Consider the following 12,793-nt stretch of genomic DNA (forward strand, 5'->3'; position numbering starts at 1 on the left):
ACCCCTTTTTCCAGGGCAGCGGCCCACCGCGCTCTAGACCATCCGGAGGACAACATGTCGAAGTCGGTTCAACTCATCAAAGATCATGACGTCAAGTGGATTGATCTGCGTTTCACGGACACCAAAGGCATTCAGCACCACGTGACCATGCCAGCGCGTGACGCTCTGGACGAAGACTTCTTCGAAGTCGGCAAGATGTTCGACGGTTCCTCCATCGCTGGCTGGAAAGGCATCGAAGCTTCCGACATGATCCTGATGCCGGTCGACGACACCGCCGTGCTGGACCCGTTCACCGAAGAGCCGACCCTGATCATCACCTGCGACATCGTCGACCCGTCGAGCATGCAGGGCTACGATCGCGACCCGCGCGGCATCGCCAAGCGCGCCGAAGAGTACCTCAAGAGCACCGGCATCGGTGACACCGTATTCGCAGGCCCGGAGCCTGAGTTCTTCATCTTCGACGAAGTGAAGTTCCACTCGGACATCTCCGGCTCGATGTTCAAGATCTTCTCCGAGCAAGGCTCGTGGATGACCGGCGCTGACGTGGAAGGCGGCAACAAAGGCCACCGTCCAGGCGTGAAAGGCGGCTACTTCCCAGTCCCGCCGTTCGACCACGACCACGAAATCCGTACTGCCATGTGCAACGCACTGGAAGAAATGGGCCAGACCGTTGAAGTTCACCACCACGAAGTGGCGACTGCCGGCCAGAACGAAATCGGCGTCAAGTTCAACACCCTGGTGAAGAAAGCTGACGAAGTACAGGCCCTGAAATACGTCGTGCACAACGTTGCCGACGCTTACGGCCGTACCGCCACCTTCATGCCTAAGCCGCTGTACGGCGACAACGGCTCGGGCATGCACGTACACATGTCGATCTGGAAAGACGGCAAGAACACCTTCTCGGGTGAAGGCTATGCCGGCCTGTCCGACACCGCCCTGTACTTCATCGGCGGTATCATCAAGCACGGTAAGGCCCTGAACGGCTTCACCAACCCGTCGACCAACTCCTACAAGCGTCTGGTCCCAGGTTTCGAAGCCCCGGTCATGCTGGCCTACTCGGCGCGCAACCGTTCCGCCTCGATCCGCATTCCTTACGTCGGCAGCCCGAAGGCCCGTCGTATCGAAGCGCGCTTCCCGGACCCATCGGCCAACCCGTACCTGGCCTTCGCGGCCCTGCTGATGGCTGGCCTGGACGGCATCCAGAACAAGATCCACCCAGGCGATGCTGCCGACAAGAACCTGTACGACCTGCCGCCTGAAGAGGCCAAGGACATCCCGCAGGTTTGTGGCAGCCTGAAAGAAGCCCTGGAAGAGCTGGACAAAGGCCGTGCGTTCCTGACCAAGGGCGGCGTGTTCTCCGACGACTTCATCGATGCCTTCATCGAGCTGAAGAGCGAAGAAGAGATCAAGGTCCGTACCTTCGTACACCCGCTGGAATATGAGCTGTACTACAGCTGCTGATCTGATTGGCGCCTGGCGCCGATGACATCACCAAGACGGCCTCCTTCGGGAGGCCGTTTTTGTTTATCGCTGGCCAAATCAGACACCTCCTACAAGCAGAACCTGACCGACTACGCACAATCAAGTCTCCATCAATAAGGAGAACACCATGCGCCTTGTCATCCCTTCGCTCTGCTGCTCGCTCGTACTCCTCGGCTGCAGCGTTGCCACGCCCTCCCAACCTGAATTCCACCCACTGCTTGCCCATATCGAGCACCGCCTGGACCTGGCAAGCTCGGTTGCGCGGCACAAGTGGGATCACCAATTGCCGGTAGAGGCGCCTGAACGCGAAAGACAGGTCATCACCCGTGTTCGTCAACACGCTGACAGCTATGACATCAATGCTGATCGTGCCGCCGCCTTCTTCAACGACCAGATAGAGGCCAACAAACTCATTCAGTACGCTTTGCTCGACCGCTGGACCCTACGGGGACAAAGGCCGCCAACTGAGGCCCTGGACCTGATTGATCAACTGCGCCCACGCCTGGACAAACTGCAGGCCACCCTGCTGTTCGAACTGGGCCGATTTGACCGACACCCCCCGGCCGATTGCGCGCGCAAACTTGCTGATGCCTTGATCAGCCATACCAACGACCCGTTACGCCACCTGGCCATGGTTCGCGCTACCGGGCAGCTGTGCCCTAAACGCTGAACACAGCAATGCTCTATATTGGTGCATAACAGCTACGAGTGCTCTGTCCTGCGGCCCAAAACGGGTCGTAATGAGCGCTCGAACAGCGCTTTCTGGTCCGAATAAGCGCAAACCCAGGGCTTTCTCAGGTAAATCCGCTTCTTTTCGGAGCCTTGGTTTGTTTCTTGCATTTCTTGAAAGCACAGAGTCTCGCATCAGCGGATCCACAGCGCGCCCAGCTCTGGCCACTTCTGCCAGGCAAGCGCAAAAAGAGGTCAACGACGCCTTATGACCATCAGCGATGCACAGCACCGTCTGCTTCTGGACAACCTGACCACTGCCACGCTCCTGCTCAATGCCGAGCTGCGCCTGGAGTACATGAACCCGGCCGCGGAAATGCTGTTGGCCGTCAGCGGCCAGCGCAGCCACGGGCAGTTCATCAGCGAGTTGTTCACCGAATCGACAGAAGCGCTCAGCTCATTGCGCCAAGCGGTCGAGCAGGCGCACCCGTTCACCAAGCGCGAAGCGCAACTGACCTCGCTGACCGGGCAGACCATCACCGTCGATTACGCCGTCACCCCCATTCTGCACCAGGGCCAGACCCTGCTGCTGCTGGAGGTGCACCCGCGCGACCGGCTGCTGCGCATCACCAAGGAAGAGGCCCAGCTGAGCAAGCAGGAAACCACCAAAATGCTGGTGCGTGGCCTGGCACACGAAATCAAGAACCCACTCGGCGGCATCCGCGGCGCGGCGCAACTGTTGGCCCGCGAGCTACCCGAAGACGGCCTGCGCGACTACACCAACGTGATCATCGAAGAAGCCGACCGGCTGCGTAACCTGGTCGACCGCATGCTCGGCTCGAACAAGCTGCCCTCGCTGGCCATGACCAACATTCACGAAGTGCTGGAGCGGGTCTGCAGCCTGGTGGAGGCCGAAAGCCAGGGGTGCATCACATTGGTGCGCGACTATGACCCGAGCCTGCCGGATGTGCTGATCGACCGCGAGCAGATGATCCAGGCGGTGCTCAACATCGTGCGCAACGCCATGCAGGCGATCAGCTCGCAGAACGAGCTGCGCCTGGGCCGCATCACCTTGCGCAGCCGTGCCCTGCGCCAGTTCACCATCGGCCACGTGCGGCATCGCTTGGTGGCACGGGTCGAGATCATCGACAACGGCCCGGGCATCCCGTCGGAACTGCAAGACACCCTCTTCTATCCCATGGTCAGTGGCCGCCCGGACGGTACCGGGCTGGGCCTGGCCATCACCCAGAACATCATCAGCCAGCACCAGGGCTTGATCGAATGTGAAAGCCATGCAGGCCACACCGCCTTTTCGATCTACCTGCCTCTGGAACAAGGAGCCACCGCCTCATGAGCCGAAGTGAAACCGTATGGATCGTCGACGATGATCGCTCCATCCGCTGGGTCCTGGAAAAAGCCCTGCAACAAGAAGGCATGACCACCCAGAGCTTCGACAGCGCCGATGGCGTCATGGGCCGCCTGGCACGCCAGCAACCGGATGTGATCATTTCCGATATCCGCATGCCCGGTACCAGTGGCCTCGATCTGCTGGCCCAGATTCGCGAGCAGCACCCGCGCCTGCCGGTCATCATCATGACCGCCCATTCCGACCTCGACAGCGCCGTGGCCTCCTACCAGGGCGGTGCCTTCGAATACCTGCCCAAACCGTTCGACGTCGACGAGGCGGTGTCGCTGGTCAAGCGCGCCAATCAGCATGCCCAGGAGCAGCAAGGCCTGGATGTACCGCAGGCCTTGGCCCGCACGCCGGAGATCATCGGCGAAGCGCCGGCGATGCAGGAGGTGTTCCGCGCGATCGGGCGCCTGAGCCACTCCAACATCACGGTACTGATCAACGGCGAGTCCGGCACCGGCAAGGAGCTGGTGGCCCATGCGCTGCACCGGCACAGCCCGCGTGCGGCGTCACCGTTCATTGCCCTGAACATGGCAGCCATCCCCAAGGACCTGATGGAGTCCGAGCTGTTCGGCCACGAGAAAGGGGCCTTCACCGGTGCCGCCAACCTGCGCCGCGGCCGCTTCGAGCAGGCCGATGGCGGCACGCTGTTTCTCGACGAGATCGGCGACATGCCCGCCGATACCCAGACCCGCCTGCTGCGGGTACTGGCCGATGGCGAGTTTTACCGGGTTGGCGGCCACGTGCCGGTCAAGGTCGATGTGCGCATCATTGCCGCCACCCACCAGAACCTGGAATCGCTGGTGCAGGCGGGCAAGTTCCGCGAGGACTTGTTCCACCGCCTCAACGTGATCCGCATTCATATACCGCGCCTGGCCGACCGCCGCGAAGACATCCCCGCCCTCGCCCGCCACTTCCTCGCCCGCGCGGCCCAGGAGCTGGCCGTGGAGCCGAAGCTGCTGAAGCCGGAGACCGAAGAGTTCATCCGCAACCTGCCGTGGCCGGGCAACGTGCGGCAGATGGAAAACACCTGCCGCTGGATCACCGTGATGGCCTCCAGCCGTGAAGTGCTGATTGGTGACCTGCCGCCAGAGCTACTGAACCTGCCGCAGGACGCGGCCCCCGTGACCAATTGGGAGCAGGCGCTGCGCCAGTGGGCCGACCAGGCATTGGCCCGCGGCCAGACCAATCTGCTCGACAGTGCGGTGCCCAGCTTTGAACGGATCATGATCGAGACCGCGCTCAAGCATACCGCCGGGCGGCGCAGGGATGCGGCGCTTCTGCTGGGCTGGGGGCGCAATACCTTGACGCGCAAGATCAAGGAGCTGGGGATGAATGTCGCCGGCGGGGATGATGACGACAGCGAAGAGCATTGAGTCATAGGTAGGCCATGACATCCGGGGGCTGCTTTGCAGCCCCCAACCTTTTAAGCCCCATGCACCGATCCTGTGCCCCCTGCACCGCCCGAAGGCACAAAACCCCTCAAAACTTGGCAAAAAAGCCCTGAAAGCCAATGTTTCCGGGTTTTGCAAAACTGGCACGCCCCCTGCAATAAGTACTGTATCTCCCAGTTTCGGGGTCCTCGGTACAGGCAGGCCGGGAAAACCCCACTTTTATTTGCAGCAGCGCAAGTTTTGGGGACCCTGGTACAGGCAGGCCGGGACATCCCCTCTTTTATTCGTGCAGCCTCACCTGCACACGCCAACGCCCAGCGTCCTCTGCACCGGCCCATTCACCGTGCAGGGGGCGCGCGGCAACCACCGTCAGCAACAAGCCTTCCTCGCTTTTCTGCACGCGCCAGCCGACCGGTTTGCCCTGCAGGTACAATTGCCCTCGCTGGGCCTTGCCCTGGGCCTCGAACAGCACCGCAACCGTCCCTTCAACGTTTTCGCCGTGCAGCTTGGGTTCTTCGTTGAACCACAGGTCGAGCCCGTCCTGCACCACCACGACCTGCTCCAGCACCCGCTCATAAGGGGTGGTCAGGCGGCCGATCATCAGGCCCACCATCAGGCCGACAATGGCCAGCGAAAGCATTACCCGCGGGAAGGCCTTGGAACGCAGGTCCGGTTCAGGGGTAGAATGCTCGTCATCTTCACGCCTGGAGCCGTGCATGTTTCACGTCATCCTTTTTCAACCAGAAATTCCGCCGAATACCGGCAACATCATTCGCCTGTGCGCCAACAGCGGTTGCGACCTGCACCTGATCGAGCCCATCAGCTTCGAGCTGGATGACAAGCGCCTGCGCAGGGCGGGGCTGGACTACCACGAGTATGCCACGCTCAAGCGCCACGAGAGCCTGGCTGGATGCCTGGAAAGCCTGGGCAACCCCCGGCTGTTCGCCTTCACCACCAAGGGCTCGCACCCCTTCCATGAAGTCACCTACCAGCCGGGCGATGCCTTCCTGTTTGGCCCCGAAAGCCGTGGGCTGCCGGCCGAGGTGCTGGACAGCCTGCCCGCCGAGCAGCGCCTGCGCCTGCCAATGCGGCCGGGGTGCCGCAGCCTGAACCTGTCCAACACTGTGGCGGTTACGGTGTATGAGGCGTGGCGCCAGAATGGGTTTGCCGGGAGCTGATCCATCGCCTGTGCCGGCCTCTTGGCGGATAAACCCGCTCACACAAAAAAGGCGACCTCGAAGGTCGCCTTTTTACAACCGGGCAGCGTTACTGAACGGTCGGAGTTTCGCCAGTTTCCTGCATACGCTGCAGCTCTTGCGCGTACAGGGCGTCGAAGTTGACCGGGGACAGCATCAGTGCCGGGAACGAACCACGGGTCACCAGGCTGTCCAGGGTCTCACGGGCGTAAGGGAACAGGATGTTCGGGCAGAACGCGCCGAGGGTGTGGCTCATCGAAGCCGCGTCGAGGTTGGCGATCAGGAAGATGCCGGCCTGCTGCACTTCGGCGATGAAGGCCACTTCGTCACCGTTCTTGACGGTAACCGACAGGGTCAGCACCACCTCGTGGAAGTCGCCTTCCAGGGCTTTCTGCTTGGTGTTCAGGTCCAGCGCAACGCTCGGCTCCCACTGCTGGCGGAAGATCTGCGGGCTTTTCGGGGCCTCGAACGACAGGTCACGCACGTAGATACGCTGCAGCGAGAACTGAGGGCTGTTGTCTTCGGCAGCTGCGCCGTTGGTCTGTTGGTCAGTCATGGCAGATCCTTATCCTAATGTTTTTGAATGCAGTGCAAATCAGGCCGCCAGCAGCGCGTCGAGCTTGCCCGCGCGCTCCAGGGCATAGAGGTCATCGCATCCACCGACATGGGTACTGCCGATCCAGATCTGCGGCACCGAAGTACGGCCGGCCTTCTGACTCATTTCGGCACGAACCTGCGGCTTGCCATCGACCTTGATTTCCTCGAACGCAATGCCCTTGCTCTCGAGCAGGTACTTGGCGCGCATGCAGTAGGGGCAGTAGTCGCTGGAATAAACGATGACGGGCTTCATATCACTTCACCAGGGGCAGGTTATCGGCTTTCCAGCTGGAAACGCCACCGCTCAGCTTGGCAGCGGTGAAACCAGCCTTGAGCAGTTCGCGGCAGAGCGTGCCGGACTGCTGGCCCATCGCATCGACGATGATCAGGGTCTTCTCTTTGTGTTTTTCCAGCTCGGCCATGCGGCTGACCAGTTTGTCTTGCGGGATGTTCACCGCACCGACGATGTGGCCCGCGGCATACTCCTTGGAGGTGCGGATGTCGATGACCAAGGCCTTGTCGGCGTTGACCAGGGCAGTCAGCTGGCCATTGCTCAGGCTCTGGCCGCCACGGCGGACTTCATTGATGAGCAACAGGACCAGCAGAACAACGAAGATCGCAACCAGGATGTAGTGATCTGTCGCGAATTGAATCAGGTGAGCAACCATCAGCGGTGTTCCAGGCGATTGAAAATGCCGGCCAGTATACACAGCCCCCCAGTGCCACCAAAGCCCGACCGGCCGGCCGGAAAAGCACCTTGGCCCTGTCAGCGTGGCCGCGCCGGTCGGGGGATAGGACGAATATTCGCCGCTGATGGCGCATTTGCCCTAAAATGCGTGTCTTTATCATCTTTGAACAACCGTGAGTTTGATTGATGACGAGTACGCCCAAACCCCTGGTCCTGATCATCCTGGATGGATTCGGCCACAGCGAAAGCCCCGAATACAACGCCATCTTTGCCGCCAACACACCGGTCTATGACCGCCTGCGCGCCACACGGCCGCATGGCCTGATTTCCGGTTCAGGCATGGATGTGGGCCTGCCGGACGGGCAGATGGGCAACTCCGAAGTCGGCCACATGAACCTCGGTGCCGGCCGTGTCGTCTACCAGGACTTCACCCGCGTCACCAAGGCCATTCGTGATGGCGAGTTCTTCAGCAACCCGGTGCTCACCGGCGCGGTGGACAAGGCGGCCGGTGCTGGCAAGGCCGTGCACATCCTCGGCCTGTTGTCCGACGGTGGCGTGCACAGCCACCAGGACCACCTGATTGCCATGGCCGAACTGGCCGCACAGCGTGGCGCCGAAAAAATCTACCTGCACGCCTTCCTCGACGGCCGCGATACGCCGCCACGCAGCGCGCAGTCGTCCATCGAACTGCTCGACACAACCTTTGCCAAGCTCGGCAAGGGCCGCATCGCCAGCCTCATCGGCCGCTACTTCGCGATGGACCGCGACAACCGCTGGGACCGCGTCGCCGCTGCCTACAACCTGATCGTCGACAGCGTTGCCGACTACACGGCAGAAACCGCCCTCGCCGGCCTGGAAGCCGCCTACGCCCGTGAAGAGAACGACGAATTCGTCAAAGCCACGCGCATTGGCGAGGCAGTCAAGGTCGAAGACGGCGACGCGGTGATCTTCATGAACTTCCGCGCTGACCGCGCCCGCGAACTGTCGCGTGCCTTCGTCGAGCCGGAATTCAACGAGTTCCCCCGGGCGCGCCTGCCGAAGATGGCGGCCTATATCGGCCTGACCCAGTACTCGGCGAAAATCCCGGCCCCAGCCGCCTTCGCCCCCTCCAGCCTGAACAACGTACTGGGCGAGTACCTGGCCAAGAACGGCAAGACCCAGCTGCGCATCGCCGAGACCGAGAAGTACGCGCACGTCACGTTCTTCTTCTCCGGTGGCCGCGAAGAGCCGTTCGAAGGCGAAGAGCGCATCCTCATCCCATCGCCGAAGGTCGCCACCTATGACTTGCAGCCGGAGATGAACGCGCCTGTAGTCACCGACCGTATCGTCGAAGCCATCGAGCAGCAGCGTTACGACGTGATCGTGGTCAACTACGCCAACGGCGACATGGTCGGCCACACCGGCGTGTTCGAGGCTGCGGTCAAGGCGGTCGAAGCGCTGGATACCTGTGTCGGGCGTATCGTCGAGGCGCTGGAAAAGGTCGACGGTGAGGCACTGATCACCGCCGACCACGGCAACGTCGAACAGATGGAAGACGAATGCACCGGCCAGGCGCACACCGCCCACACCACCGAGCCGGTACCGTTCATCTATGTTGGCAAGCGCAAGCTCAAGGTTCGCGAAGGCGGCGTGCTGGCCGACGTGGCGCCGACCATGCTGCAACTGCTGGGGCTGGAAAAGCCTGTGGAAATGACCGGCACGTCGATTCTGGTCGATGCCTGATCGGTGTATCGGGGCCGCTTTGCAGCCCCTTTACCGATGAATTCCAGACAAACGCCTCGCCGCATCTGCCGCGAGGCGTTTTTTTTGCAGGCCCGCGCGGGCATACTAGGCCAGTCTCCATCCCTGGTACGCCCAACCCCATGCTTCGCGCCCTGATCCTACTCGCCCTGTCTTGCCTGCTCAGCCCGGCGTTCGCCGATGAGCGTGCGCAGACCCAGCAACAACTGGACGCCACCCGCCAGGACATCGCCGAGCTCAAAAAGATGCTGGGCAAGCTCCAGGAAGAGAAGTCGGGCGTGCAGAAAGACCTCAAGTCCACCGAGACCGACATCGGCGATCTCGAAAAGCAGGTGGAGGCACTGCAACAAGAACTAAAAAAGACCGAGGGCGAGCTGGAGCGCCTTGATACCGAGAAAAAAAAACTCCAGAGCGCCCGCGTTGAACAACAACGACTGATCGCCATCCAGGCCCGTTCCGCCTACCAGAACGGCCGCGAGGAATACCTCAAGCTGCTGCTCAACCAGCAGAACCCCGAGAAATTCGCCCGCACCCTGACCTATTACGATTACCTGAGCAAGGCGCGCCTGGAACAACTGCGCACCTTCAACGAGACCCTGCGCCAACTGGCCAATGTCGAACAGGACATCGGCCGCCAGCAAGCGCAGCTGCTGGCCCAGCGCGGCGACCTCGACAGCCGCCGCCAGGCGCTCGAAACCGAACGCAGCAAGCGCCAGCAAGTACTGGCCAAGCTCAACAGCGACATGAAAGACCGCGACCAGAAGCTGCAGGCCCGCGAGCAAGACCAGGCCGACCTTGGCAAAGTCCTCAAGACCATCGAGGAAACCCTGGCGCGCCAGGCCCGCGAAGCCGAGGAAGCGCGCAAGAAAGCCCTGCTGGCCCAGCAGGAGGCGGAAAAACGCCGCCAACAGGAAGCCCTGGCTGCCGCCGCCGCACGCAACGATGCCCGCGAAGCCGCAGAGCCACCGAAAAAAGCCCGCACCACCCTTGGCCCGATAGTGTCCAGCGATGGCGCAAACTACGGCGGCGCATTTTCTGCTGCGCGGGGAAAACTTCCGTGGCCCGTCAATGGTCGATTGCTGGCACGCTTCGGCGATGCACGCGGCAGTGACGCCCGCGCCAAATGGGACGGGGTGATGATCAGCGCCAACCCAGGCACTCAAGTACGCGCCGTACACGGCGGCCGTGTGGTGTTTGCCGACTGGTTGCGCGGAGCTGGACTTCTGGTCATTCTCGACCATGGTAATGGTTACCTGAGCCTGTACGGTCACAACCAGAGCCTGCTCAAGAGCGCCGGCGACATCGTCAAGGCCGGCGACGCCATTTCCACCGTGGGTGACAGCGGTGGCCAGGACAGCGCAGGCTTGTACTTCGCCATCCGCCAGCAGGGCCGGCCTACCGACCCTTCACAGTGGTGCAGAGGTTAGGGTTGCAACCCAATTCACCTTTTTACGGCGTAGCCTGAATGCTGCGCCGATGCTCCTCAAGGAGCGCCTACAGGATCAGGAGTTCGTTCGACATGCTGCACTCGCCTCGTCTCACCCAGCTGGCCCTGTCCATCGCCCTGGCGGTCGGTGCGCCCCTGGCCACTGCCGCAGAGCCGGCCAAGCCAGCCGCGGTGCCGGCCACCGAGGTGACGGCCAAGGCGCCGCTGCCGCTGGAGGAGCTGCGCACCTTCGCCGAGGTCATGGACCGCATCAAGGCCGCCTATGTGGAGCCTGTGGACGACAAGACCCTGCTGGAAAACGCCATCAAGGGCATGCTCAGCAACCTGGACCCGCACTCGGCCTACCTTGGCCCCGAAGACTTCCAGGAGCTGCAAGAAAGCACCAGCGGCGAATTCGGTGGCCTGGGCATAGAAGTTGGCCAGGAAGACGGCTTCATCAAGGTGGTCTCGCCTATCGATGACACCCCAGCGTCGCGGGCCGGTGTGCAGGCCGGTGACCTGATCGTCAAGATCAACGGCGCACCGACTCGGGGCCAGACCATGACCGAAGCGGTCGACAAGATGCGCGGCAAGATCGGCGAGAAGATCACCCTGACCCTGGTCCGTGACGGCGGTAACCCGTTCGACGTGACCCTCGCCCGCGCGGTGATCCAGGTCAAGAGCGTGAAGAGCCAACTGCTGGAAAACGACTACGGCTACATCCGTATCACCCAGTTCCAGGTCAAGACCGGTGACGAAGTGGGCAAGGCCCTGGCCAAGCTGCGCAAGGACAACGGCAAGAAATTGCGCGGCGTGGTGCTCGACCTGCGCAACAACCCCGGCGGCGTGCTGCAGTCGGCGGTAGAAGTGGCCGACCACTTCCTGACCAAGGGCCTGATCGTCTACACCAAAGGCCGTATCGCCAACTCCGAACTGCGCTTCTCTGCCGACCCGGCCGATGCCAGTGAAGGCGTACCGCTGGTGGTGCTGATCAACGGCGGCAGCGCTTCGGCTTCGGAAATCGTCGCCGGCGCCCTGCAAGACCAGAAACGTGCGGTGCTGATGGGCACCGACAGCTTCGGCAAAGGCTCGGTGCAAACCGTGCTGCCGCTGGCCAACGATCGCGCCCTGAAGCTCACCACCGCACTGTATTACACCCCTAATGGCCGTTCGATCCAGGCCCAGGGCATCGTGCCCGACATCGAGGTGCGCCCGGCCAAGCTCACCGCCGAGGTCGACACCGACAACTTCAAGGAAGCCGACCTGCAGGGCCACCTGGGCAACGGCAACGGCGGCGCCGACCGCCCGACCGGCAGCAGCAAGCGCAAGGAACGCCCGCAGGATGATGACTTCCAGCTGAGCCAGGCGCTGAGCCTGCTCAAGGGCCTGAACATCACCTCGGGCAAATGATCCAGCCGATGCGCTATCTGCTGTGTCTGCTGTTCTGTGTGTTGGCTGGCGTCGCCCAAGCGGCGCCGACCAACGAGGCCTACATGAGCATCATCATCGACGACCTGGGCCAAAGCAGCGAGCGCGACCACCGCACGCTTGCCCTGCCCGGCCCGGTCACGATGGCGATCATGCCCGACACCCCGCACGCCACCGACTTCGCCCGCCAGGCGCACAAGGCCGGCAAGACGGTGATCCTGCACATGCCCATGGACCCTGCCACCGGCCCATACGCCTGGCACCCCGGCCTGCCGCTGCCCGAACTGGCCAGCCGCCTGGATGCGGCCCTGGCCAAGGTGCCTTACGCCGCCGGCATCAACAACCACATGGGCAGCCGAATGACGGCCCAGCGGGACCCGATGACCTGGCTGATGGGTGAACTGCAACGGCGGCATCTGTTCTTCGTCGATAGCCGTACCAGTGCAGCCACCGTGGCAGCGGCCCAGGCGCAGGCCGTTGGCCTGGCGCACGTTTCGCGTGATGTATTCCTCGATGACGAGCGCTCCGTGGAGGCAATCGACCGCCAGTTGCGCCAGGGGGTTGAGCTTGCACGGCGGCAAGGCTCAGCCGTGTTGATCGGCCACCCCTACCCCCAGACACTGCAGGTGCTGGAACGCGAACTGCCCCGGCTGAAGGCAGAAGGCATCGTGCTGATCGGCCTTACGCAGATGATCGCCGAGCGTGGCAACCAGGCCATGCCTGCCCACGGCAAGCATGGCCGTTACAGCAACCGCTGAGCCC

At 62.4% G+C, this 12,793-nt stretch carries 13 protein-coding genes; 9 read left to right on the top strand and 4 right to left on the bottom strand.

Features of this window, described 5'->3' with window-relative positions:
- The first annotated feature begins 54 nt into the window (after positions 1-54).
- The 4 genes from glnA (at position 55) to ntrC (ending at position 4,938) form a co-directional block, all read left to right on the top strand.
- Positions 55-1,461, top strand: coding sequence for a type I glutamate--ammonia ligase (gene glnA / locus PC358_RS19660; protein ID WP_033701962.1), 1,407 nt, complete (start codon positions 55-57; stop codon positions 1,459-1,461).
- Positions 1,462-1,609: 148 nt separating this feature from the next.
- Positions 1,610-2,152, top strand: coding sequence for a chorismate mutase (locus tag PC358_RS19665; protein ID WP_033701963.1), 543 nt, complete (start codon positions 1,610-1,612; stop codon positions 2,150-2,152).
- Positions 2,153-2,419: 267 nt separating this feature from the next.
- The gene (gene glnL, locus PC358_RS19670) at positions 2,420-3,505 is read left to right on the top strand and encodes a nitrogen regulation protein NR(II) (protein WP_033701964.1); all 1,086 of its coding nucleotides are present in this window, start codon (positions 2,420-2,422) and stop codon (positions 3,503-3,505) included.
- Positions 3,502-4,938, top strand: coding sequence for a nitrogen regulation protein NR(I) (gene ntrC / locus PC358_RS19675; RefSeq protein WP_033701965.1), 1,437 nt, complete (start codon positions 3,502-3,504; stop codon positions 4,936-4,938). The genes glnL and ntrC overlap by 4 nt, the downstream gene beginning before the upstream one ends.
- 298 nt (positions 4,939-5,236) lie before the next feature.
- Here ntrC and PC358_RS19680 read toward each other — a convergent pair whose 3' ends face one another.
- Positions 5,237-5,674 carry a hypothetical protein gene (locus PC358_RS19680; protein WP_033701966.1) on the bottom strand — a complete coding sequence of 146 codons (438 nt, stop codon included), beginning with the start codon at positions 5,672-5,674 and terminating at the stop codon, positions 5,237-5,239.
- Between PC358_RS19680 and trmL the strand changes: the two genes are divergently transcribed.
- Complete coding sequence (gene trmL, locus PC358_RS19685; RefSeq protein ID WP_033701968.1) at positions 5,673-6,134, top strand: tRNA (uridine(34)/cytosine(34)/5-carboxymethylaminomethyluridine(34)-2'-O)-methyltransferase TrmL; 462 nt, start codon at positions 5,673-5,675, stop codon at positions 6,132-6,134. The two genes, PC358_RS19680 and trmL, sit on opposite strands and share 2 nt — an antisense overlap.
- Positions 6,135-6,222: 88 nt before the next feature.
- Here the strand turns inward: trmL and secB are convergent, their stop codons facing one another.
- Genes secB through PC358_RS19700 form a run of 3 tightly spaced genes read right to left on the bottom strand, consistent with a single transcriptional unit; the run spans position 6,223 to position 7,417 of the window.
- On the bottom strand, positions 6,223-6,708 hold the full coding sequence (gene secB, locus PC358_RS19690) for a protein-export chaperone SecB (RefSeq protein ID WP_033701969.1): 486 nt from the start codon (positions 6,706-6,708) through the stop codon (positions 6,223-6,225).
- Between the two features lie 39 nt (positions 6,709-6,747).
- Positions 6,748-7,002 carry a glutaredoxin 3 gene (gene grxC, locus PC358_RS19695; protein ID WP_033701970.1) on the bottom strand — a complete coding sequence of 85 codons (255 nt, stop codon included), beginning with the start codon at positions 7,000-7,002 and terminating at the stop codon, positions 6,748-6,750.
- A gap of 1 nt (position 7,003) precedes the next feature.
- Complete coding sequence (locus PC358_RS19700; RefSeq protein ID WP_033701972.1) at positions 7,004-7,417, bottom strand: rhodanese-like domain-containing protein; 414 nt, start codon at positions 7,415-7,417, stop codon at positions 7,004-7,006.
- Positions 7,418-7,623: 206 nt separating this feature from the next.
- On the opposite strand from PC358_RS19700, the gene gpmI reads away from it, so the two are divergent.
- The 4 genes from gpmI to PC358_RS19720 all read left to right on the top strand — a co-directional run bounded on the left by gpmI (position 7,624) and on the right by PC358_RS19720 (position 12,789).
- Complete coding sequence (gpmI, locus tag PC358_RS19705) at positions 7,624-9,159, top strand: 2,3-bisphosphoglycerate-independent phosphoglycerate mutase (protein WP_033701973.1); 1,536 nt, start codon at positions 7,624-7,626, stop codon at positions 9,157-9,159.
- 140 nt (positions 9,160-9,299) lie between these two features.
- Complete coding sequence (locus PC358_RS19710) at positions 9,300-10,604, top strand: murein hydrolase activator EnvC family protein (RefSeq protein ID WP_033701975.1); 1,305 nt, start codon at positions 9,300-9,302, stop codon at positions 10,602-10,604.
- 92 nt (positions 10,605-10,696) lie between these two features.
- Positions 10,697-12,013, top strand: a complete 1,317-nt coding sequence (locus PC358_RS19715; RefSeq protein ID WP_033701976.1) for a S41 family peptidase — start codon at positions 10,697-10,699, stop codon at positions 12,011-12,013.
- Between the two features lie 8 nt (positions 12,014-12,021).
- Complete coding sequence (locus PC358_RS19720) at positions 12,022-12,789, top strand: divergent polysaccharide deacetylase family protein (protein WP_033701977.1); 768 nt, start codon at positions 12,022-12,024, stop codon at positions 12,787-12,789.
- Positions 12,790-12,793 lie beyond the last annotated feature (4 nt).

The sequence above is a fragment of the Pseudomonas capeferrum genome (assembly GCF_000731675.1).
Taxonomy (GTDB): Bacteria; Pseudomonadota; Gammaproteobacteria; order Pseudomonadales; family Pseudomonadaceae; genus Aquipseudomonas; species Aquipseudomonas capeferrum.

What these genes read in the sequence shown, in the direction of transcription:
- glnA (WP_033701962.1), top strand. Translation starts at nt 55, where the DNA reads ATGTCGAAGTCGGTTCAACTCATCAAAGATCATGACGTCAAGTGGATT.
- PC358_RS19665 (WP_033701963.1), top strand. Translation starts at nt 1,610, where the DNA reads ATGCGCCTTGTCATCCCTTCGCTCTGCTGCTCGCTCGTACTCCTCGGC.
- glnL (WP_033701964.1), top strand. Translation starts at nt 2,420, where the DNA reads ATGACCATCAGCGATGCACAGCACCGTCTGCTTCTGGACAACCTGACC.
- ntrC (WP_033701965.1), top strand. Translation starts at nt 3,502, where the DNA reads ATGAGCCGAAGTGAAACCGTATGGATCGTCGACGATGATCGCTCCATC.
- trmL (WP_033701968.1), top strand. Translation starts at nt 5,673, where the DNA reads ATGTTTCACGTCATCCTTTTTCAACCAGAAATTCCGCCGAATACCGGC.
- PC358_RS19680 (WP_033701966.1), bottom strand. Translation starts at nt 5,674, where the DNA reads ATGCACGGCTCCAGGCGTGAAGATGACGAGCATTCTACCCCTGAACCG.
- secB (WP_033701969.1), bottom strand. Translation starts at nt 6,708, where the DNA reads ATGACTGACCAACAGACCAACGGCGCAGCTGCCGAAGACAACAGCCCT.
- grxC (WP_033701970.1), bottom strand. Translation starts at nt 7,002, where the DNA reads ATGAAGCCCGTCATCGTTTATTCCAGCGACTACTGCCCCTACTGCATG.
- PC358_RS19700 (WP_033701972.1), bottom strand. Translation starts at nt 7,417, where the DNA reads ATGGTTGCTCACCTGATTCAATTCGCGACAGATCACTACATCCTGGTT.
- gpmI (WP_033701973.1), top strand. Translation starts at nt 7,624, where the DNA reads ATGACGAGTACGCCCAAACCCCTGGTCCTGATCATCCTGGATGGATTC.
- PC358_RS19710 (WP_033701975.1), top strand. Translation starts at nt 9,300, where the DNA reads ATGCTTCGCGCCCTGATCCTACTCGCCCTGTCTTGCCTGCTCAGCCCG.
- PC358_RS19715 (WP_033701976.1), top strand. Translation starts at nt 10,697, where the DNA reads ATGCTGCACTCGCCTCGTCTCACCCAGCTGGCCCTGTCCATCGCCCTG.
- PC358_RS19720 (WP_033701977.1), top strand. Translation starts at nt 12,022, where the DNA reads ATGCGCTATCTGCTGTGTCTGCTGTTCTGTGTGTTGGCTGGCGTCGCC.